General features: G+C 55.2%; 18 protein-coding genes. 13 read left to right on the top strand and 5 right to left on the bottom strand.

Features of this window, described 5'->3' with window-relative positions:
* The first annotated feature begins 14 nt into the window (after nucleotides 1-14).
* The 8 genes from E2H98_RS04000 (at nucleotide 15) to E2H98_RS03965 (ending at nucleotide 11,024) form a co-directional block, all read left to right on the top strand.
* Nucleotides 15-707 carry a cyclic nucleotide-binding domain-containing protein gene (locus E2H98_RS04000; protein WP_157591236.1) on the top strand — a complete coding sequence of 231 codons (693 nt, stop codon included), beginning with the start codon at nucleotides 15-17 and terminating at the stop codon, nucleotides 705-707.
* The gene (locus E2H98_RS03995) at nucleotides 707-1,537 is read left to right on the top strand and encodes a c-type cytochrome (protein ID WP_157591235.1); all 831 of its coding nucleotides are present in this window, start codon (nucleotides 707-709) and stop codon (nucleotides 1,535-1,537) included. Before E2H98_RS04000 ends, E2H98_RS03995 begins: the two co-directional genes overlap by 1 nt.
* A 160-nt stretch (nucleotides 1,538-1,697) precedes the next feature.
* Complete coding sequence (locus tag E2H98_RS03990; protein WP_133588041.1) at nucleotides 1,698-3,638, top strand: S9 family peptidase; 1,941 nt, start codon at nucleotides 1,698-1,700, stop codon at nucleotides 3,636-3,638.
* Nucleotides 3,635-6,031, top strand: a complete 2,397-nt coding sequence (locus E2H98_RS03985; protein WP_133588039.1) for a S9 family peptidase — start codon at nucleotides 3,635-3,637, stop codon at nucleotides 6,029-6,031. The genes E2H98_RS03990 and E2H98_RS03985 overlap by 4 nt, the downstream gene beginning before the upstream one ends.
* 139 nt (nucleotides 6,032-6,170) lie before the next feature.
* Entirely contained in the window at nucleotides 6,171-6,878 is a 708-nt protein-coding gene (locus tag E2H98_RS03980; RefSeq protein WP_133588037.1) for a response regulator, read from the top strand.
* 53 nt (nucleotides 6,879-6,931) lie between these two features.
* The gene (locus E2H98_RS03975; protein ID WP_133588035.1) at nucleotides 6,932-8,254 is read left to right on the top strand and encodes an ATP-binding protein; all 1,323 of its coding nucleotides are present in this window, start codon (nucleotides 6,932-6,934) and stop codon (nucleotides 8,252-8,254) included.
* Between the two features lie 95 nt (nucleotides 8,255-8,349).
* Complete coding sequence (locus E2H98_RS03970; RefSeq protein ID WP_133588033.1) at nucleotides 8,350-8,928, top strand: YfiR family protein; 579 nt, start codon at nucleotides 8,350-8,352, stop codon at nucleotides 8,926-8,928.
* Nucleotides 8,925-11,024, top strand: a complete 2,100-nt coding sequence (locus E2H98_RS03965) for a putative bifunctional diguanylate cyclase/phosphodiesterase (RefSeq protein ID WP_133588031.1) — start codon at nucleotides 8,925-8,927, stop codon at nucleotides 11,022-11,024. Before E2H98_RS03970 ends, E2H98_RS03965 begins: the two co-directional genes overlap by 4 nt.
* A 40-nt stretch (nucleotides 11,025-11,064) precedes the next feature.
* Here the strand turns inward: E2H98_RS03965 and E2H98_RS03960 are convergent, their stop codons facing one another.
* The 3 genes from E2H98_RS03960 to E2H98_RS03950 all read right to left on the bottom strand — a co-directional run bounded on the left by E2H98_RS03960 (nucleotide 11,065) and on the right by E2H98_RS03950 (nucleotide 12,518).
* Nucleotides 11,065-11,655, bottom strand: a complete 591-nt coding sequence (locus E2H98_RS03960) for a malonic semialdehyde reductase (RefSeq protein ID WP_133588029.1) — start codon at nucleotides 11,653-11,655, stop codon at nucleotides 11,065-11,067.
* A gap of 136 nt (nucleotides 11,656-11,791) precedes the next feature.
* The gene (locus tag E2H98_RS03955; protein ID WP_133588027.1) at nucleotides 11,792-12,043 is read right to left on the bottom strand and encodes a TIGR02647 family protein; all 252 of its coding nucleotides are present in this window, start codon (nucleotides 12,041-12,043) and stop codon (nucleotides 11,792-11,794) included.
* A 139-nt stretch (nucleotides 12,044-12,182) separates the two neighbouring features.
* On the bottom strand, nucleotides 12,183-12,518 hold the full coding sequence (locus E2H98_RS03950; protein WP_157591234.1) for a hypothetical protein: 336 nt from the start codon (nucleotides 12,516-12,518) through the stop codon (nucleotides 12,183-12,185).
* Between the two features lie 564 nt (nucleotides 12,519-13,082).
* Here E2H98_RS03950 and trhO point away from each other — a divergent pair.
* Nucleotides 13,083-13,997, top strand: a complete 915-nt coding sequence (gene trhO, locus E2H98_RS03945) for an oxygen-dependent tRNA uridine(34) hydroxylase TrhO (RefSeq protein WP_133588023.1) — start codon at nucleotides 13,083-13,085, stop codon at nucleotides 13,995-13,997.
* Between the two features lie 143 nt (nucleotides 13,998-14,140).
* Complete coding sequence (nhaC, locus tag E2H98_RS03940; protein WP_133588021.1) at nucleotides 14,141-15,613, top strand: Na+/H+ antiporter NhaC; 1,473 nt, start codon at nucleotides 14,141-14,143, stop codon at nucleotides 15,611-15,613.
* A 55-nt stretch (nucleotides 15,614-15,668) separates the two neighbouring features.
* Here nhaC and E2H98_RS03935 read toward each other — a convergent pair whose 3' ends face one another.
* Both E2H98_RS03935 and gloB read right to left on the bottom strand, forming a co-directional pair.
* A complete protein-coding gene (locus E2H98_RS03935; RefSeq protein ID WP_133588019.1) occupies nucleotides 15,669-17,288 on the bottom strand; it encodes a lytic transglycosylase in 1,620 nt (539 codons plus the stop codon).
* A 202-nt stretch (nucleotides 17,289-17,490) separates the two neighbouring features.
* The gene (gene gloB, locus E2H98_RS03930; RefSeq protein ID WP_198325233.1) at nucleotides 17,491-18,273 is read right to left on the bottom strand and encodes a hydroxyacylglutathione hydrolase; all 783 of its coding nucleotides are present in this window, start codon (nucleotides 18,271-18,273) and stop codon (nucleotides 17,491-17,493) included.
* Between the two features lie 46 nt (nucleotides 18,274-18,319).
* On the opposite strand from gloB, the gene E2H98_RS03925 reads away from it, so the two are divergent.
* Genes E2H98_RS03925 through dnaQ form a run of 3 tightly spaced genes read left to right on the top strand, consistent with a single transcriptional unit; the run spans nucleotide 18,320 to nucleotide 20,242 of the window.
* On the top strand, nucleotides 18,320-19,039 hold the full coding sequence (locus E2H98_RS03925; RefSeq protein WP_133588017.1) for a methyltransferase domain-containing protein: 720 nt from the start codon (nucleotides 18,320-18,322) through the stop codon (nucleotides 19,037-19,039).
* 28 nt (nucleotides 19,040-19,067) lie between these two features.
* On the top strand, nucleotides 19,068-19,520 hold the full coding sequence (gene rnhA / locus E2H98_RS03920) for a ribonuclease HI (RefSeq protein WP_133588015.1): 453 nt from the start codon (nucleotides 19,068-19,070) through the stop codon (nucleotides 19,518-19,520).
* On the top strand, nucleotides 19,517-20,242 hold the full coding sequence (dnaQ, locus tag E2H98_RS03915) for a DNA polymerase III subunit epsilon (protein WP_133588013.1): 726 nt from the start codon (nucleotides 19,517-19,519) through the stop codon (nucleotides 20,240-20,242). The genes rnhA and dnaQ overlap by 4 nt, the downstream gene beginning before the upstream one ends.
* Nucleotides 20,243-20,277: the final 35 nt, after the last annotated feature.

Raw genomic sequence — 20,277 nt, 5'->3', positions numbered from 1 at the left:
CTATGCACAGTGTCATGCTGAACCGATTTCCGGTCGAACGACTGGAACCCATTTTCCAATCACTGCCCTTTTTCTCGCAGCTGCTGGCCGAGCATCGTACTGATCTGCAGGCGTTGTACGAGCACAGTAAAATTGTCGTCGCTGAACCGGGTGAGTCGATCATTCAAGCCGGCGAGTTCGATTCCTGGTTTTATTTTGTGTTGAACGGAGAGCTGTCGGTCATTTCCCATGATGAAGGCAATGTCGAGGTCGGATTGATTTATCCGGCAGAAATTGTCGGGGCGCTGGCGATCATGTATGACACCGAACGCAGCGCCACGGTGACGGTGCGAGGCAATGAAAAAGCGTTGTTGCTGGCGGTCGATTACACCCCATTCGGCGAGCTGGATGATTTTTCCCAAATCAGCCTGGCCGGTAAAATCAGCCTGATGCAACTGGTCGCCGAACGCACCGAGGCTCGCTTGCGCGCCTACGACAAACAATTCCCGAATACGGATTTGGCCGAACGATTGCGCGCCTTGCCGAAAGCGCCCGGCAACACCTGCGATCTGGACGCGCTACACTATTGGTATTATCGCATCGATGCACTGGCGCAATTGCTGAAAGAATGGAACCTGACACTGGAAAATCTCGACGACTATCATCCACCGGTGACACCGCCGTCCAAAGCCTTGCTCGACGATTTGGAGCAATTGTATTTTGGCTGATGCTGGCCAGCGCTGCGCTGGCGGCAAAGGCGAATGAACAAGGGCAATACCTCGCGCGCATTGGTGGCTGTATCGGTTGTCATAGCGTTGAAGGGCAAGCGCCGCTGGCTGGTGGAAAAGCGTTCAAGACTCCGTTTGGTTTATTTTATTCGTCCAATATTACGCCTTCTCTCGAGCATGGCATTGGCCGTTGGTCGATGGACGATTTCAGACGGGCGATGAAGCGGGGCATTGCACCGGATGGTCGCGCCTATTATCCGGTGTTTCCCTATCGCCATTTTGCCGGCTTGAGTGATCAGGATTTAGCGGCGCTTAAGAATTATCTCGATCAGCAACCGGCCAGTGAGCAACGCAACAAAAGCCATCAACCAAACCTGATGTTGCGCGCCGAATTCCTGCTGCAGTGGTGGCAGGTGTTATATCCGCCTCTTGCCAAGGAGGCAGCGCTTTCCCGCGGCCAATACCTGGTCGATCATCTGATGCACTGCGGTGCCTGTCATACGGCGCGCGATCCGCTTGGTGGATTCCGGGACAACGCTTCCTTGCGTGGCGCGACACTGGCCAGTGGCAATCCTGCGCCGAATCTGACACCACATGAACAGGGCTTGCTGCTCTGGGAGCCGGAAACCATTGCCGAATATTTGCGCACCGGTAAAAGCGAGTGGGGACAAAATGCTCGCGATGAAATGCGTGAGTACATCGATACCAGCAGCCAGTACCTGAATGATGCGGATGCCAAGGCCGTTGCCGAATACCTGCTTTCATTGCCACCGGCGAGCGATTTTCGCGCTTGCATCAAGCATGGGCCGCGAATGCATTTCTGTCGTTGACGCCGTTCGGCTTGCATCATTCGTTTCCGCACTGCGCGGCTAAACAGATCCGATCAGATTTCAGTCTCACGCTAAATTGGAATATTAACTCCGGCTTCGGCTGGCAGAGCGGAATCCTGGTTGCTACTATCCATGACCTGTCGTTCGGTCGGGTGTGGTCATGCGTTTTTCTGTTCTCTGTGCGCTGCTGGTTTTTGCGCCGCTGCTGAGCGTCGCCGAGTCGCGACAGCAAGGTCAACTGGTGTTCGACGGCATGCCCGAGCTTGATCCGCAGATTGCCGATTCTCTTTCTCGCTACAGTCATATTCGCCATGCTTCGCTGGTTGATTGGATGCCCGATGGCCTTTCGCTGATCATCCGTACCCGTTTTGCCGAATCGAACCAATTGCATCAGGTGCAAAAACCACTGGGTGCTCGCACTCAGCTGACGTTTTTTTCTGAGCCGATTGCATCGACGGTGATTCGTCCGGATAAAACCGTACAGCAGATGGTGTACTTACGTGACACCGGTGGCAGCGAAAACTATCAGCTTTATCTGTTTGATCTGGCCAGTGGTAGCCATCAGTTGTTGTCGGATGGCAAGTCGCGTTATCAATCACCACATTTCAGCGCTTCCGGCCAATTTCTGTTTTATGCCAGCAATGAACGCAACGGCGTTGATTTTGATTTATATCAGCGCAATATGGCAAGCGGTGAGGTGCGCCGGATTTACGAAGTGATCGGCTCTTACCATATTGTCGATGTCAGCCGCGATGAAAAGCAGGTGCTCGCCCGGCAGTATATTTCGGTCAGTGAGTCGCGGCTGGTGTTGATCGATCTGGAAACCCTGAAAGTGCAGGCGGTGCGACCGTTGCCAGGACGGGTCGCCTACGACGACGCAGCGTTCTCGCCTGATGGTAAACAGCTTTATCTGAGTTACAGCGGCAGTAATGAATTCAAGCAGTTGGCGCGCTATGACATAAGCCATCAGTCATTAAGTGCTCCGCTGGTCAAACATGACTGGGATATCGAACGTTTCTCGCTTTCCGATGATGGCCATTTTCTCGCTTATGTCGTCAATGAAGATGGCAGCGACACGCTAACGGTATTGGATCTGCAAAACCATCAGGTGTTGTCGTTACCGCCGTTACCGATGGTGGCGATCAATGCCTTGTCATTCAGTCCGGATGCCAACCGCTTGGCGATCAGTTATTCGTCTGTGCTGTCGCCATCGGACGTCTTTGTCGTGTCATTAAATGAACCGCGCTGGCAGCGATGGACTGCCAGTGAATTGGGCGGTTTGGATGGTAAGCGTTTTGTCAGCCCGGAATTGATTCGTTATCCGACCTTTGATCAAGTGAAAGGCCAGCCGCGTCTGATCCCGGCCTGGGTGTACAAACCAAAAGACGTCACCGGCAAAGCGCCAGTGGTGATCAGTGTTCACGGCGGACCAGAAGGACAATCGCGTGCCGATTTTGCCGCGATGACCCAATACTTGGTCAGCGAACGCGGCATCGCGGTGATCGAGCCGAATGTCCGAGGCTCGGCCGGCTATGGGCAAAGTTATCTGGCGCTCGATAATGGTTTTGCCCGTGAAGATTCGGTCAAGGATATCGGCGCCTTGCTCGACTGGATTCAAACACAGCCGGATCTCGATGCCGGGCGTGTGGTGGTATGGGGCGGCTCCTATGGTGGCTACATGGTGCTGGCTTCGCTGGTGCATTACAGCGAACGTTTACGCGGCGGCATCGATGTCGTTGGCATTTCCCATTTCTCGACGTTTTTGAAAAACACCAAAGGCTATCGACAGGATTTGCGCCGGGTTGAATACGGTGATGAACGCGATCCGGAGATGCGCGCCTTTCACGAAAAAATTGCACCGCTGAATAACGCCGACCAGATCAAGGTGCCGTTGTTTGTCGTACAGGGACTCAATGATCCTCGGGTGCCGGCCTCGGAGGCCGAACAAATTGTCAAACGGGTGCGCGAGAATGGCGTGCCGGTTTGGTATCTGCTGGCCAAGGATGAAGGTCACGGTTTCGCCAAAAAATCGAATCGTGATGTCTATCAAACGATGGCTGTGCAATTTTTACAACAACAACTGCTGGAAACTGCGCAATGAACAAAACGATCAGTGCTTTGCTGGCGGCAGCCTTTGCCTCGCTGCCAGTGCTGGCGGCACCCAATGTTTCAATGGAACAAATCATGGCCAATCCGGACTGGATCGGCAACGCACCGGAACGGCCGGTGATCAGCAGCGATGGCAACACGCTGTATTACCAGCAAAAACAAATCGGCTCGCCACTGTATGACACCTGGCAATTGTCGTTGTCCGGTGACATGAAGCCGAGCAAGCTGACCTTGCCGGAAACCGTCGCACTGGAAAACGACAACCGGGTTTTTTCATCTGATGGTTTGGTGGTCGCCTGGCTTAGTCAGGGCGATCTGTATGTACGCGAAAACGGCCATACCCGGGCGTTGACGCGCACCGGCAAAGCCGGGCGTCTGGTCGGCCTGATCGGCAACGAGCGCGTGGTGTTGTTGCAGGACGAATCCCTGGTTGCTATTCGCTTGCGTGATGGCTTTATCGAGCTGCTCGCATCGCTGGCGATGAAAGATGAAGACAAGAACGAACCGGCAAGCGATGTGTTGTCGCAGCAGCAAATGCGGCTATTCGACATCATCAAGCTGCGCGAGCAACGCCAAACCGAAAGCCGCGAGCGCAATGAGGCATTGGCAAAATTACCGACGACGGCACCGAAGCCCTTTTACTTCGGCAAGGGGATGCGCCTGGAAACGGTCAGCGTGTCACCGAATGGCCGCTATCTGCTTGTCGGTGTCGACAAGGAAAAGCGCGATGGTCGTGGCGATAAAATGCCGGAGTATGTTTCCGGTGATGGCTATGTCGGCGTTCGTGATGTGCGCAGCAAAGTCGGCAATGATCAACCTGATAACGAGAGTGTGTTCCTGATCGATTTGCAAACCGGCAGCAAGCGCTTGATCAGCAATGACAATCTGCCGGGCATCAAGGATGATCCGCTGCTCGACCTGAAAAAGGCTGCCGCCAAGCGCGCTGGCAAATCCTTGGAGAAGAGCAAAGGCAATCGCGCCATTTATGTCCATCATTGGCCGACCGGCGGTGTGCACTGGAGTGCAGATGGCAGCCAGGTTGCCGTCAATTTGTTTTCCTATGACAACAAGGATCGCTGGCTGGTCGCTGTCGATTTCGACAAGGCCGAATGGCGCCTGCTGCATCGTTTGCATGATCCGGCCTGGGTCAATGACAGCGAGTTCAATGAATTCGGGTGGTTGCCGGACAACCGCTTCTGGTATACCTCGGAAGAAACCGGTTACAGCCACCTGTATGTCAAGCCGTTGAAAGGCAAAGCGAAAGCGCTGACCAAGGGCAAATTCGAAGTCAATCGTGTGCAACTGACTCGCGATGGCAACTGGCTCTATTACCGCGCCAATAAAAATCATCCTGGCAATCATGAGGTCTATCGGGTCAATGCCGACGGCTCGCGTGACGAAGCCGTCAGCGCGCTCGGTGGCGACAATGAGTTCGTATTGTCACCCGTTGGTGACGCGGTGGTCGTTACTCATTCTACGACGACGCGTCCGCCGGAGCTGTATTGGCAACAACCGGGTCAGCCGGCCAAACCATTGACGGATACCGTTTCGGCCGAATTCAAAACGATTCCGTGGGTGGCGCCGGAAATCATTGCGGTGCCATCCTCACATGGCAAGCAGCCGGTTTACTCGCGTGTTTATCGCAACGCCAATACCCAGCAGGGTGAGAAAAAACCGGCCGTGATGTTTGTTCATGGCGCCGGCTATTTGCAGAACGCGCACATGGGCTGGTCCGGTTATTTCCGTGAATACATGTTCCATAACCTGTTGCTGGCCCAAGGCTATGTCGTCATCGATATGGATTACCGGGCATCTGAAGGTTATGGCCGCGATTGGCGCACGGCGATTTATCAGCGCATGGGCACGCCGGAACTGGAAGATTATCTGGATGGCGTTGAGTGGCTGGTCAACGAAGCCAACGTCGATCGCAACCGTATCGGCATTTATGGTGGATCGTATGGCGGCTTCATGACCTTCATGGCCTTGTTCAAAACACCGGACGTGTTTGCCGCAGGTGCGGCGTTGCGCCCGGTCACCGATTGGGCGCATTACAACCATGGCTACACCTCGAACATTCTGAACACGCCGGAAGTCGATCCCGATGCGTATTTGCGTAGTTCACCAATCGAGTTCGCTTCAGGTTTGAAAAATCCGTTGCTGATTTGCTCGGGCATGCTCGATGACAATGTCTTTTTCCAGGACAGCGTGCGTCTTGTGCAACGCTTGATCGAGCTGAAAAAGCCGCAATTCGAAATGGCGATTTACCCGGTTGAGCCGCACGGCTTCCGCGAACCGGAAAGCTGGCTTGATGAATATCGGCGCATTTATCGCTTGATGGAGCGCGAGGTGAAAAACAGCCCGATTAATGCGAAAAGCGCTGAGTAAGCTTTGTACAATTTGATACATGTGTCCCGGCTGTTGCATCAAGACAGCGGCTGTGGACACAATACGAACTTGATGGGTTAATCCGCGCGGGCCGCATTCGCTGCCGGCGCCGGAACCCGACCACCAAGTCGTATGCTTTATGGTAGATAAACCTCATATTCTGGTCGTCGACGATGACGTCAAACTGACCGAACTCATTAGCGCTTTCCTGCGCGACAATGGCTATTACGTCGAAGTGGAGCACCGAGGCGATGTCGCTATTGAGCGCATTGTCAAAAGCCAACCCCGTCTGGTCGTGCTCGATATCATGCTGCCCGGCGCTGATGGCTTGGCCGTCTGCCGTGCCGTACGTGCCCGTTATTCCGGCCCCATCATCATGTTGACGGCGTTGAACGACGATATCGATGAAGTCGCGGGGCTGGAAATTGGCGCTGATGATTACCTCGGCAAGCCAATCAAGCCGCGCTTGCTGCTGGCTCATATCCGCGCCTTGCTGCGTCGTATCGATGAGCCGGACTCACCGGAACAAGCCAATAAAACGCCGAAGCGCATCGATGTCGGCGACATTGTGCTTGATGCCGGTTCGCGCCAGGCTTCGCGGCATGGTGAGGTATTTGACCTGACTACCGCCGAATTCGACCTGCTCTGGCTGCTCGGTATGCATGCCGGCCAGGTGCTGAGCCGGGAAGAGATTCACCAGCGCATTTTCCGGGTGGAATACGATGGGGTTGATCGGACCATTGACCTGCGCATTTCCCGCATCCGAAAAAAAATTGGCGATGATCCGCGCTCGCCGCATATCATCAAGACCGTGCGCGGCAGTGGTTATTTGTTCGCCGCCCGATAAAGCGCCTGCCGGCGCTTTTTGCTGAGACTGGTTTTAACGAAGGACATACACCGATGACACGAACGTTCTGGCGTTGGTTTGTCATGCTCGCCCTGGCGAACATGATGGTGTATTTCGTCTGGGGCTGGATGAACGGTTACATCATCGCCCACTACCAAATCCGCATGGTGCGTGAAGCGGCGCACCCGATTATCTCCGCCGAGATGCCGCGCTTCGATATTCTGAATGCCGAACAATGGCCGGAAGCGGTGCGCTCGGTGCACGCCCGTTGGGGCATTCCCGCCCGCTTGTCCGACATGGATTACCTGCCGTCGATGGCTTGGGAAAATGTTGGCGTTTATGACGATCGCACGGCCTACGACATGGCCTTCCCGCGAGGCGCATTCGCCTACATGGTGCTCAGCGACAAGCATACGGTCGTTGAAATCGGCCCTTTACCGAACATGGGGTTCGTCACCAGCCTTGATAACTTGTTGGCGGTTGTACTGTGGATGGCCTTCAATGGTTCTGCGCTGATGTGGCTGTTGCATCACCAAAATCGCCGTACCCAAGCCATTGAACGGGCGACATTGGCGTTTCTCGCAGATGGTACGGCACGCCATATTCCCGATGAAGTGCAAGACAGTTTGGGCCAGGCCATTCGTTCCGTGAACCTGATGGCTGGTCGCGCCGAGCAACTGATTCGGCAACGCCAATCGCTGATCAGCGAGCAACGGGAATTATTGCACGCGGTCTCACACGAATGCCGGGCGCCGCTGGCGCGCGTCTCTTTCGCGCTGGAAATGCTGGCCCATTCCGAGTCCGATGTACAGCGCCGGCAACTGACTCGCGATATGGAACAGGCCATCGCCGAATTGGATTTGCTGGTGCGTGAGTTACTCACTTACGCCCGCTTGCAACACGGTGCTCAGCGTCTGGAGTTGGTCGAAACGTCGTTGCCGGAAATGGTCGAGGACGTTGTCGACAAAACCAAGACGCTGTACCCGTCCATTGCCTTTCGCTGCGACGGCGCTTACAGCATCGAGAAAGTGTTGGTCGATTCACGACTGTTCAATCGCTCCATCACCAACCTGGTGCGCAATGCGGCGTGTTTCGCCCGCAGCACCGTCTCGGTTTCCGTCGAGAAAACCTCCGAACGTTTTCATATCCATGTTGATGATGACGGTCCGGGTGTGCCGATTGAGCAGCGCGAACGGATTTTCGAACCGTTCACCCGACTCGATCCGAGCCGTTCCCGTGATTCCGGTGGCTCCGGTCTTGGTCTTGCCATCGTGCGCGGTATCAGCGAGCGCCATGGCGGCACCGTCAAAGTCAGCGACAGCCCAATCGGTGGCGCCCGGTTCACGCTCAGTTGGCCGAATCGTTCGGCGGCGTGATCGGGTTCAAGTTTTCGACGTTCGTCGCGCTGGCGGTGTCGGCCACAGCCCCCTACACTTAGCAGCATCTGGATCGATCGTGTAAGGGGAAAGGCTTGCCCAGCCGCTGGCTCAACAACAGACATGCGCTAAGTCTGACTACGCTGCTGCTCAGTAGCCTCGCGCTGGATGATACCCACGCGGCCGACATGCCGATTACCGTCGAAACCCGTCGGGTGGTCTGGCTTGAGCGCTTCACCCAGTACGTGCATTGGCCGAAAGACCATCGTGTGCAAAATCTTGAACAGCCCTTCACGCTCTGCGTTGCCGGTGACCCGGCGTTCTTTACTCTCGTTGACGCCCTGATTGCCCCGCGCCGTATCCGGCAAAAAACCGTGCGCCCCTTGCCGCTCAGTGGTGGTGAAACCTCCGATGATTGTGATGCCGCATTTATCGGCAGCGCCAGTGTCAGTGATTTCGATCGCTGGCTGTTGCTGAGCCGTCAGGAAAATATTCTGCTGGTGTCGGCGACGGCCGGACTCGCCGAACGCGGCGCCCATATCAATATGTATGAAGAGCAGGGCCTGCAAAAATTTGAGATCAATAATGTCTCCGCGCAGCAAAGCGGTTTGTTGATCGATGCCCGGCTGTTGAGTGCCGGTCGGCCAGTACGCAGCAAGGAGGCAAGACCGTGAATTGGCGCGCCTCACTGCGAGAAAAATTGATCACGATTATCGTGCTGACCTGTTTGTTCGCGATTGTTCCGGGCATGTTGGCGGCGGGATTCTATTTACGTAGCCAAACGATCGACAATCTCGTCGAGAACGTTCGTGCTCAAGCCCGTCTGATGGCGCTGTATAGCGAAGTGCCTCTGAGCTTCGAAGACAACAACGTCGCTCGCGACATCTTGCGCAAAGCGCAAATCGATCACCTGCAAGCCGCGGTATTGTTCGACAGTAATGGCCAGCCGTTTGCCTCGGTCAGCGAAAGCCGGAATACGCCCGCGACGCTGCCGAGCATCGAAGTGCTGCGTCGTGATCACGTCATCCTGACCGATGAAGACGCTTTGCTGGTGCTGGAACCGGTGACGCGTCAAGACGGTCTGGTGCTTGGGCATTTATATATCGATGTCGATTTGGCGCCGACCTATAGGCAGTTGCAGCAATCCTTGCTGGCGCTGTCAGCGATTGGTGTGTTGCTGATTCTGTTTTCCTGGCTATTGGCGTTACGCTTGCAGCGTTACGTGTCAAAACCGATCTTACATCTGGCGACCTTGGCGTCAGCGGTGTCAAAGAATGATGATTTCGGTGTTCGGGCGCCGGTCGCCAGCGAAGATGAAATCGGCACACTGGCCCGCAGTTTCAATCATATGATGAGTGTCATCGGCGAGCGGGAGCGTGCTCGCGACATCGCCGTCAATGCCTTGCAAGACAGTAATGATCGATTGGAACTGGCCGTCAAGGAATTGCATGTCCTGGCCAATTTCGATGCGTTGACTGAGCTGCCGAACCGGGCGCTGTGCATGGATCGGATTTCCAGCGCCTTGTTGCGCGCCAGCCGCGAGAAAAAACAGGTTGCGGTGATTTTTCTCGATCTTGATCACTTTAAAGAAGTGAATGATTCGCTGGGTCACGGTATCGGCGATCAGCTGCTCAAGATGGCCGCGCAACGCTTGGCCGAGTGTTTGCGCCCTGGCGATACCCTGGCGCGATTGGGAGGCGATGAATTTGTTTTACTGCTGGAAGAAATCAAGGATGAATTGAACGTCAGCGCCGTGTTGAACAAGCTGCTCAGCGAGTTCGCACGCACCTTCACCGTTGGTGACTACGTGGTCAGCACGACGATTTCCATTGGCATTGCCATTTATCCTAGCGATGGCCGCGATGTCCATACGCTGATGCGTAACGCTGACACAGCGATGTACAAAGCCAAGGAGCTTGGCCGCAATACTTATCAGTTCTATCAGCCGGAAATGAACGCCAAATCGCTGCGCCGTTTGAGTTTGGCCACCGAATTGCGCGACGCGCTGGAGCGCGATCAGTTGGAGCTCTATTTCCAGCCGTTTATCGATACGGTTTATGGTCAGATTTGCGGTGTCGAAGCCTTGTTGCGTTGGCATCACCCGATCATGGGCTCGGTGTCGCCGATTGAATTTATTCCGATTGCCGAAAACACGGGCATGATTGTGCCGATTGGGCAATGGGTCATTGAACAGTCGGTTAAACGTTACGCCGAATGGCGGCGTAAAGGCGTCAAGCCGCTGAGGATTGCCGTCAATATTTCTGCCGTACAATTCCGGCAAGTGGATTTGGCCGAGCAAATCCTGCGGGTGACTAATCAATACGGCGTACCGCCTTCGGCGTTGGAGCTGGAGCTGACCGAATCGCTGCTGATGCGCGATGTCGAAAGTGCAACGGCGCAATTGCGCCGTTTGAAAGCGCTGGGCTTTACGCTGGTTATCGATGATTTTGGCACCGGCTATTCGAGCCTGAGTTATCTGCGCCGTTTCCCTCTCGATGGTTTGAAGATTGATCGCTCGTTTATCGCTGAGGTCAATCGCAATACCGATGACACGGCGATTACCTTGGCGATTTTGTCGATGGCTCGCAGCTTGCGTCTGCATGTCACCGCTGAAGGGGTTGAAACCAGAGAGCAGTATGAATTCCTGACTCGCCATGGTTGCCACGAAACGCAGGGGTATTTGTTCAGCCCGCCGATACCGGAAGCGCAAATCTTGCCGATGTTATTGCAAGACAAGCCTGCACCCGGACTGCAGGAAATCAGTCAATAAAAAACGCGTGCTCGGCACGCGTTTTTTTTGGGCGTCACGATCACAGCACGCGGCAAGCTTCGTCGAAATCCAGACGCGGTGCACGCGGTTGCAAACCGCTGACATCACCGTAACCGATATTGCAGAGAAAGTTCGCCTGCCATTTGCCGTCCGGAAAAAACTCCTCGTTGAGTTTCTTCTCACTGAACCCGGACATGGGGCCGCAATCGAGGCCGAGCGCGCGCGCGGCGATGATCATATAGGCACCCTGCAGGCTACTATTGCGAAACGCGGTGTTGAAAATGGCTTTTTCTTTGCCGGCAAACCAGTTGCGGGTGTCTGGATTATGCGGCGCCAGTTTTGCCATGTGCTCATAAAACTCATTGCTCCAAGCCAGAATCACCGTGACCGGTGCTGACATGGTTTTTTCGATATTGCCTTCTGACAGTGCCGGCTTCAGGCGTTCTTTTGCTTCTTTGCTTTTGATAAAGACCATACGGGCCGGACTGGTATTGGCCGAGGTCGGGCCCCATTTCATCAAATCGTAGAGTTGGTGCAGGGTTTCGTCGCTGACCGGTTTGTCCTGCCAGGCTTTATGCGTACGGGCGTCGAGAAAAAGTTGGCGCAGGGCATCATGGCTGATTGCCGACATGATGGGATTCCTTGTGATCGAAATGAACGGAAAATTGTCTACGAGCCGCGCGCTTCTCTGGATGAAGCATCGGGCTGAAACATTCAGGAAGACGAGTATATCAAGAGGGTTGCGCTCGCGCAGATGGCGCAAGCGCTCAGTGCATCGTTGGTTTCAATGCATCGACCAGCCAGTGGGCATAATTGGCGGCTTCAATACCGCGATCGGTCAAATAACCACCATCGACCTGGCTGATGATGCCTTTTTGATGCAGCCGTTGCGCTGCCTGGTGCATGTCTGCTTCCGCGTCGCGGTGTAATTTGATGCCAGCCATCCGGCTATTGCGTGGAAATTGCAGCAAAAGACGGATTTCCGCCATCAATTCGTCAAAGGATTCACCGCTGAACATCAATCGATTTCCTCTTGTTGTTGATCAACGCGATCGGTGTCCATTTGTACACAGCCGTCGGTTGAATGCAAGCACGATAACAACAGCAGAGGAATGGGGCCGTCACACACGTTGTTGTGATGACGGCCAGGGTGTCAGATTAGTGTGGGCTGGTGCCCGATACGCGTTGCAAAACGCTGGTTTCCAAATCGATTGCCCAGCTATGACGGGCATCGAATTTTTCTTTGCTCATGACGTCGGTGAAAATTTCCAGCAGCAGGCTTTGTGCGTCTTTTTCGCCATATTTGGCGCAGACATAAGTGCGAATTTCCTGCATCCAGTCCGGCCAGTGGAAACGAATACGCTGACCGTCGTCTTCAAACTCCAACGGCGTGCTGAACAACTCGGCATGGCCGCCGCGACGTTCGGCCGCACGCAAAACGACTTGCCAAATAAAGTCCTGATCACTGCTTGTTAATTGTGGTGAGGGCATCATTCCTCCTTGAGCCCGAGCGGGACGACGTCGGCACGGAAATCGGCATCAGAGCCCATGATCGTGACGACAACCGATAAGGTCATCGTCGCTGAAAACACTACCTGATGGCAGTGAGCCGATCACAGATTTGCATTTCGCTGATATCAATCTGGCCGCGGGCGTACTTCTTGTGCATGAGTTTCAGTTATGCGCAACCGCCAACGTCGATGGTTAGGGGTTGTCGGCCTTTGCCAAATCGCTGCGTTGCAGCCCAAAACGGCGTCAGGCAAGGCGTGAGGAGAGTGGTTTGGTCATCCCAAATGAGCGACGAGCAACGCGGCATGGCGCTGTTTTGGGCGCAACCCGAAGGGACGGGCCGCCCGCAACGCATTGCGGCGTCATTCGTCACTCATGTACGTTTAGTACACCACGCTCCTCTTTCCTTGCACTGCGCTGCGGGCGACTCCGTCGCAGTGATTTGGCAAAGGCCAACAACCCCTTCATTATAGCGTTACTGCGGTAATTCCAGCTGACGCCCGGTGACTGAATATCCGATAATAGAAGCTGCCGTATCGTTGTGAGATTTTGACCATGTTCGTTGTAGCCGCACTGTATAAATTCGTGACACTGACCGATTTGCCCACCTGGCAGAGCCGCATTCGGGAGGTCTGCGAGCAGAACGGCGTGGCCGGCACCTTGTTGCTGGCCGAAGAAGGTATCAATGGCACGGTCGCAGGCAGTCGCGAAGGGATCGATGCGCTTTTGGCGTTTTTACATAGCCAACCCGAGTTCGCTGATCTCGAACACAAAGAATCGCTGGACGAAACCAATCCGTTTTTCCGCCTGAAAATCAAGCTGAAAAAGGAAATTGTCACGCTCGGTGTACCGGGCATCAACCCGAACAAGCAAGTCGGTCAATACGTCAATCCGGAACAATGGAATGAATTGATCAGTGCCGATGATGTTGTCATCGTTGATACCCGTAACGATTACGAAGTGGCCATTGGCAGCTTTGAAGGCGCGATGGACCCGAAAACCCAGTCGTTCCGCCAGTTTCCTGACTGGGTCAAAGCCAATCTCGATCCGAGCAAGCACAAAAAGGTCGCGATGTTCTGCACCGGCGGCATTCGCTGCGAAAAATCAACCGCCTTCATGCTGGAACAGGGCTTTGAAGAGGTGTATCACCTGAAAGGCGGCATCCTGAAATACCTGGAAACGGTGCCGAAGCAGCAAAGCAAATGGCAGGGCGACTGTTTCGTGTTCGACAACCGGGTCGCGGTCAATCACGACTTGCAGCGCGGTGATTACGAATTCTGCCCGGCCTGCCGCGGCCCGATTTCGGCCGAAGACAAGCTGAGCGACAAGTATGAACAGGACTATTGCTGCCCGCGTTGCCACGATCAACTAACCGAAGCTCAGCGGGCCCGTTTTCGCGAACGGCAAAAGCAGATTCAACTGGCGCGCGCCAAAGGCAAGCGGCATTTTGGTGGTGAAGGCTGAGCCAATGGGTTTATTAACGCGGCAGTCCGCTGTATAGACCAGGCCCGTTGCCGTACACTCCGCCTGTTTCTTTTTACGCCATGCCGTCCGCCGAGGGGTGAAGGCGGCATGAGCCGATAACGATAATGATCAGGAAGTGTTTTATGTCCAAAGCTGTAAAAGCGCCAAGTTTGTGGGATGCGCTACTGCCGATTGCCCTGTTGGTAACGCTGCTGGCAATGTCGGTTTACCTCTATGGCAGCGATTCGTCTTATGGCGCCAATCAGATTGCGCTGTTGCTGGCCTCTGGCCTGGCGTTGATTGTCGGTCTGAAAAATGGCCATTCCTGGCTGGAGCTGGAAAAAGGCATTATCGACGGCATTACCATGTCGCTGAATGCCGTACTGATTCTGCTCGCGGTCGGTGCGTTGATCGGCGCCTTCATTCTGAGCGGCACGGTGCCGGCAATGATTTATCTTGGTCTGAAGCTGCTCGACCCGTCTTATTTTTATGCTGCCACCTGTCTGATCTGCTGCATCGTATCGGTGTCGATTGGCAGCTCCTGGACGACGGCAGGCACTATCGGTGTCGCGTTGATTGGTGTCGCACAAACAATGGGGCTGTCGCCGGCGATTACCGCTGGCGCGATCATTTCCGGTGCTTATTTTGGTGACAAGATTTCACCACTGTCGGACACTACCAATTTGGCGCCGGCCGTTGCCGGCTCGGAGTTGTTTACCCATATCCGTCATCTGCTTTGGACGACGACACCAAGCATTTTGATCGCGTTGATTGTCTTCGTCATTTTTGGCCTGACCGGTCAGCACAAGGCGGTCAGCGAAGACACACTGCAAGCCAGCCTCGATTTGTTGTCCTCGACCTTTGATATTTCCTGGTATGTGCTGATACCGGTGGTGTTGCTGTTTGTCATGGCCGTGAAAAAAGTGCCGGCGTTCCCGAGCATTTTCATTGCGGCGTTGATTGGCGGCCTATTCGCGGTGCTGTTTCAGCAATCGGTGATCCTGAAATTTGTCGGCGAATTCCAGGGCGGCGAAGGCTGGGCGCTGCTGAAAGGCGTCTGGTCGGTGTTGGCCAGCGGTTATACCTCGGCAACGGGCAATGCCGCCGTAGATGAATTGCTGTCACGCGGTGGCATGTCCAGTATGTTGAACACGATTTGGCTGATTATCTGCGCGATGGTTTTTGGTGCCTCGCTGGAAAAAACCGGTTTGCTGCAAGTCGTTGTTAACGGCATTTTGCGCATTGCCCGCGGCACGGCTTCGCTAGTCACGGCGACGGTGCTTTCCTGCATCGGCACCAATATCATCGCCGCTGATCAGTACATTTCCATTGTGCTGCCCGGTCGAATGTTCAAAGCGGAATTCGAGCGTCGCGGCTTGGCGCCGGAAAATCTTTCTCGAACGCTGGAGGATGCCGGCACCATTACCTCGGTACTGATTCCATGGAATACCTGCGGTGCCTTTATGGCCGGCACCCTTGGCGTGCCGACCTTGACGTACTTGCCGTACGCGATTTTCAACTTGTTGAACCCGTTGGTCGCGATTACCTACGCGCTATTCAATGTCAAACTGCGTCGTTTGACCGACGAAGAACTGGCACTGTTGCGGGCTATATAAAACCATTAAGCAATAAAAAGGCGCCGAGAGGCGCCTTTTTATTTATTGGATATCGTTAACCGCCAGACAGATTCGCTTGATCCACATAGACGGTCAGCTTCTGGCCTGGGCGCAATACCTTATTCTTGTCCCAGCGATTCCATTTGCTCAAGTCACTGACGCTGAACTTGTCAGCAATGCGCGACAGCGAATCGCCGTTACGCACGGTGTACTGGATTTTCTTGACCGACAGATGGGGATTGGCGGCCAGTTGTATTTCTTCTTTGCTACGTTTCGATGCGGCGCTGGCCAGTCTGGCGTTGCTATGTACTTTCAGCAGTTGCCCAGGCCTCAGTAAATCGCTTTCGGCCAGTTGGTTCAGCATCCGCAACTGATTGACCGACAAACCATTGGCGCGCGCAATCGACCACAGGTTTTCACCTTCACGTACCGTGTGCACACCGTTGGCGGCAGGACGCGGGCTGCTGCTTTCGGCGGCAAGGCGTGTATCTTTATTTGGCTGGCCACCTTGACGCGGGATCAGCAGGGTTTGGCCGATATTGATCAAATTGCCTTTCAGGTTATTGGTCGAGCGCAGCTGGGCGACACTGGTTTTGTGTTTGCTGGCAATGCCGCCTAGCGTGTCGCCACTTTTCACCGTGTAAACACCCCATTGCACGCGTTTTTCCACCGGCAGACTTTGCAGTGCAAACTGGAACTGCTCGGCTTTTTCGACCGGCACCAACAAATCATGCGGACCTTCCGGATCGGTGGCCCAGCGCACGTAGTGTGGATTCAGCTGATAAAGCGTGTCGGCGGAAATGCCGGCGAGTTCCGCCGCCAGTTTCAAATCGATTTGTGAGCCAACGGCAACACGGGCAAAACGCACTTCATTCTGCACCGGTTTCCAGTTGAATCCGTATTTTTCCGGCTCGCGCAGCAGTTGCGACAGCGCGATCATTTTCGGCACATAGGCACTGGTTTCGGTGCGCAGATTCAACGACCAGAAGTCGGTTGGCAGGCCTTTTTTCCGGTTCTTTTCCATCGCCCGCAGAATCGTGCCTTCGCCACCATTGTAGGCCGCCATCGCCAACAGCCAATCGCCGTCAAACATTTGATTCAGACGTTTCAAATAACGAATGGCGGCGTCGGTCGAGCGCACGACATCGCGACGGCCGTCTTGCCACCAGTTGATCGGCAGGCCGTAAAGTCGACCCGTCGACGGGATGAACTGCCACATGCCGGCGGCGCGACTGCGCGAATAGGCATAAGGCTGATAAGCGCTTTCGACAATCGGCAGCAGCGCCAAATCGAGCGGCATGCCAGCCGCTTCCAGGCTTTCAACAATGTGGAACAGGTACCAGTCGGCCCGTTCGGCAACGCGGTCCATATAGGCCTGGTTACGGATATACCAGTCGCGCTGAACCCGGACTTTTTCATTGTCGACATCCGGCAGATGCAAACCTTGCTGGATGCGCAGCCAGATATTGGTGATCGGTTCCGGCTCGGTGACTGGGGTGGTTTCAGCAGCGACCTTGGTCGGCTCTGCAACCGGTGTCGCGGCGTTTTCGGGGGCGGCTTCCGGTGCTGTACTGGCGACTGGCGTGACGGGCTTGGCAGGCGTTGCTTCAGGGCTAAGGCTTTGGCATCCCGCCAACACAAACCAACAGGAGGCGGCAATAATTCCCCAACGCATAACAACAACTCCACTGCTTGCAGGAAACGGCCGCGAGCCATGTCGCCGCCGTGTCTTGATTCGATGATTCTTGGCCACCCAGGTGAAACGGGCGACGACAAACAAAGCGGGTATGGTAGGTAGCAGCCCTGGTACTGTCAAAGTGTATCGGTGGAAATGTGGTCAATTTCCACACCATGGCGACCAGATAATGCCAATCGACTCAGAAACGGTTTTTCCAGTCACGAATCACCGCAAATACCTGGTCTGGTTCGGTCAGCGTTTCGCCGGCCCGAGACTCCGCTGCCTGTCTGACGGTTTTCTGTTCGCTACGCAGAAACGGGTTGGTGGCTTTCTCGATTTCAAGTTCGCTCGGAATGGTGCATTGCTGTGCCTCGCGCTCGGCTTTCACCTGCTGGTAACGCTGCTGCAACGCCTGGTTTTCCGGTTCGACGGCCAGGGCAAATTTCAGGTTGGCCTGGGTGTACTCATGGGCGCAGTAAACCGCCGTGTTGTCTGGCAATGCCATCAGTTTGTTCAGCGAGTGGCGCATCTGTTTTGGTGTGCCCTCGAACAGGCGGCCGCAACCGCCGGCAAACAATGTGTCGCCACAAAACAGTGAGCGGTCGAGCGCGCTATTGCCGTCGTGGTAAAACGCGATATGCGAGCGGGTATGGCCCGGCACCTCCAACACGCTGAAATCCAGATGGAGTTCATTGAGGCGAACGCGGTCGCCTTCCCCGACCGGGTCGGTCAAAAACGTGATGCGTTCATCGCGCGGGCCATATACCGGTACCGGGTACTCGTTCAGCAGCTTATCGACGCCACCGATATGGTCGTTGTGATGGTGGGTCAGCAGTATCGCCAGCGGCGACAATTGGCGTTTTTTCAGGGCTTCAAAGACCGGCGTGGCGTCGCCTGGGTCGATGATCAGCGCATGTTGGCCGTCATCGAGCATCCAGATGTAGTTATCCGAAAAGGCCGGAATTCCGGTAACATGCAGCATATCTCCTCCCATTCCTTGCCAATGGCTTCAGGATACCGCAAGTACGATGAGCAATCTTGGCACGAAAGTAACAGACTGGTCCGGGCTGCCGTCCGGGACATTGCTGCAGCGCTGTGTCCAGCAACAACTTGATCACCTTTTGTGGAACCGTTTTGGTTTCCATCTGCTGTCGTTGGGTCCGCTGGCTGAGGGCTTAAATTACGATTCCAGTCCAACCAAGCTGCATTGCACACTTTCCAGCCAACAGGGGCGCATCATTGGTCAGGAAGAACGTTTGCCGCTGCGTTCCGATTCGATCGATGTCGTGGTATTGCCGCTGACATTGGATTTCTGTGCCGACCCGTACGCGCTGCTGCGTGAAGTGCAACGAGTGATTATTGGCGACGGCCATTTGCTGATCGTCGGGTTGAACCCGTGGAGTCTGTGGGGCGCACGTCGTTATATCGGCCGGCGCAATCATCCGCTCTGGCAAAGCCGCTTTCTGGCCAAGCAGCGCGTGACGGACTGGTTGCGATTGCTCGGCTTCGAAGTCGAAGAACAGCAGCACTTTTTCTACAAACCGCCGCTGAAAACGCCGCGTTGGCAGCAGCGCTGGGAGTTTGTCGAGCGCGTCGGTGCCAAAGCCTGGCCGTTCGCCGGCGCCTGCTACAGCCTGTGCGCGCAAAAGCGGGAAATGCCGATGACGCCGATCCGTTTGCGCAAACCGCGTCTGGTCAGCATACCGGTGGGCCTGCCGAGCCCAAGCCGTCGCGAGCAGGCGGCTTGATGAGCAATACAAAAATGATCAAGCCGCAATGAGTAAGGTCGAGTTATTTACCGATGGCGCCTGCAAAGGCAACCCCGGCCCCGGTGGCTGGGGCGTTTGGCTGCGCTACGGCCAGCACGAAAAAGAATTGTTCGGTGGCGAATGGGAAACCACCAACAACCGGATGGAGCTGCAGGCCGCGATCGAAGGCTTGAAAGCGCTGAAACGTCCCTGCGAAGTCAGCCTGACCACCGATTCTGAATACCTGCGCAAAGGCGTGCTGGAATGGATGGCGAATTGGCAGCGCAACGGCTGGCGCACCGCCGATAAAAAGCCTGTCAAGAACCAGGATTTATGGCTGGCACTGTCCGAAGAAATGGCGCGGCACCAGATTGAATGGCACTGGGTCAAAGGCCATCAGGGTCACCCCGGAAACGAGCGTGCTGATGCGCTGGCCAATCGCGGCGTCGAACAAATTTTGCAACAACGTGAGCTGACATGAGACAGATTGTTCTGGATACCGAAACCACCGGTTTGGAACCGGACACGCACCGGGTGATCGAAATCGGTTGCGTGGAAATCGTCAATCGCCGCCTTACTGGCAGTCGCTATCACCAGTACATCAACCCGGAACGGGAAATCGACGAAGGCGCCTTGCAGGTGCACGGCCTCAGCACGGAATTTCTGTCTGATAAACCGGTGTTCGCCGAAGTGGTCGACAGTTTTCTGGAGTTCGTCAAAGGCGCGGAACTGGTCATTCATAACGCGCCATTCGACGTCGGCTTTTTGAACGCCGAATTGCAACGCTTGGGGCCGAACTTCGGCAACGTCAGCACGCATTGCTCCGTGCTCGACACCCTAATGCTGGCGCGCAAAATGCGCCCAGGCCAGAAGAACAGCCTTGATGCCCTGTGTCGGTTCTACGAAGTCGACAATTCGCACCGCGATTTGCACGGCGCATTGCTGGATGCGGAGATTCTGGCCGAAGTCTATTTGCGGATGACTGGTGGCCAGGTGTCCTTGAGCCTGGCCGGGCAGGAATCGCAGAACGCCGGTGTCGGTGCCGGATTGAAGCGGCTGTCGGCGAACCGGGCACCTTTGCCGGTGTTGCGCGCCAGCGAGGCGGAACTGCAGGCTCACGAACAATATCTGCAAATGCTCGACAAGGCTTCTGGTGACAAAACCCTGTGGCGGCAGAACGCGCAAACGCCGACGGTGCAATGAAATTCGACAAATAAAAAAAACCGGCCGAAGCCGGT

The sequence above is a fragment of the Permianibacter aggregans genome (genome assembly GCF_009756665.1).
Taxonomy (GTDB): Bacteria; Pseudomonadota; Gammaproteobacteria; order Enterobacterales; family Permianibacteraceae; genus Permianibacter; species Permianibacter aggregans.
This window is presented reverse-complemented; position numbering and strand designations above follow the sequence as displayed.

Excerpts from the sequence above, each read along its gene's own strand:
- E2H98_RS04000 (WP_157591236.1), top strand. The coding sequence starts at position 15 with ATGCTGAACCGATTTCCGGTCGAACGACTGGAACCCATTTTCCAATCA.
- E2H98_RS03995 (WP_157591235.1), top strand. The coding sequence starts at position 707 with ATGCTGGCCAGCGCTGCGCTGGCGGCAAAGGCGAATGAACAAGGGCAA.
- E2H98_RS03990 (WP_133588041.1), top strand. The coding sequence starts at position 1,698 with ATGCGTTTTTCTGTTCTCTGTGCGCTGCTGGTTTTTGCGCCGCTGCTG.
- E2H98_RS03985 (WP_133588039.1), top strand. The coding sequence starts at position 3,635 with ATGAACAAAACGATCAGTGCTTTGCTGGCGGCAGCCTTTGCCTCGCTG.
- E2H98_RS03980 (WP_133588037.1), top strand. The coding sequence starts at position 6,171 with ATGGTAGATAAACCTCATATTCTGGTCGTCGACGATGACGTCAAACTG.
- E2H98_RS03975 (WP_133588035.1), top strand. The coding sequence starts at position 6,932 with ATGACACGAACGTTCTGGCGTTGGTTTGTCATGCTCGCCCTGGCGAAC.
- E2H98_RS03960 (WP_133588029.1), bottom strand. The coding sequence starts at position 11,655 with ATGTCGGCAATCAGCCATGATGCCCTGCGCCAACTTTTTCTCGACGCC.
- E2H98_RS03955 (WP_133588027.1), bottom strand. The coding sequence starts at position 12,043 with ATGTTCAGCGGTGAATCCTTTGACGAATTGATGGCGGAAATCCGTCTT.
- E2H98_RS03950 (WP_157591234.1), bottom strand. The coding sequence starts at position 12,518 with ATGATGCCCTCACCACAATTAACAAGCAGTGATCAGGACTTTATTTGG.
- nhaC (WP_133588021.1), top strand. The coding sequence starts at position 14,141 with ATGTCCAAAGCTGTAAAAGCGCCAAGTTTGTGGGATGCGCTACTGCCG.
- E2H98_RS03935 (WP_133588019.1), bottom strand. The coding sequence starts at position 17,288 with ATGCGTTGGGGAATTATTGCCGCCTCCTGTTGGTTTGTGTTGGCGGGA.
- gloB (WP_198325233.1), bottom strand. The coding sequence starts at position 18,273 with ATGCTGCATGTTACCGGAATTCCGGCCTTTTCGGATAACTACATCTGG.
- E2H98_RS03925 (WP_133588017.1), top strand. The coding sequence starts at position 18,320 with ATGAGCAATCTTGGCACGAAAGTAACAGACTGGTCCGGGCTGCCGTCC.
- rnhA (WP_133588015.1), top strand. The coding sequence starts at position 19,068 with ATGAGTAAGGTCGAGTTATTTACCGATGGCGCCTGCAAAGGCAACCCC.
- dnaQ (WP_133588013.1), top strand. The coding sequence starts at position 19,517 with ATGAGACAGATTGTTCTGGATACCGAAACCACCGGTTTGGAACCGGAC.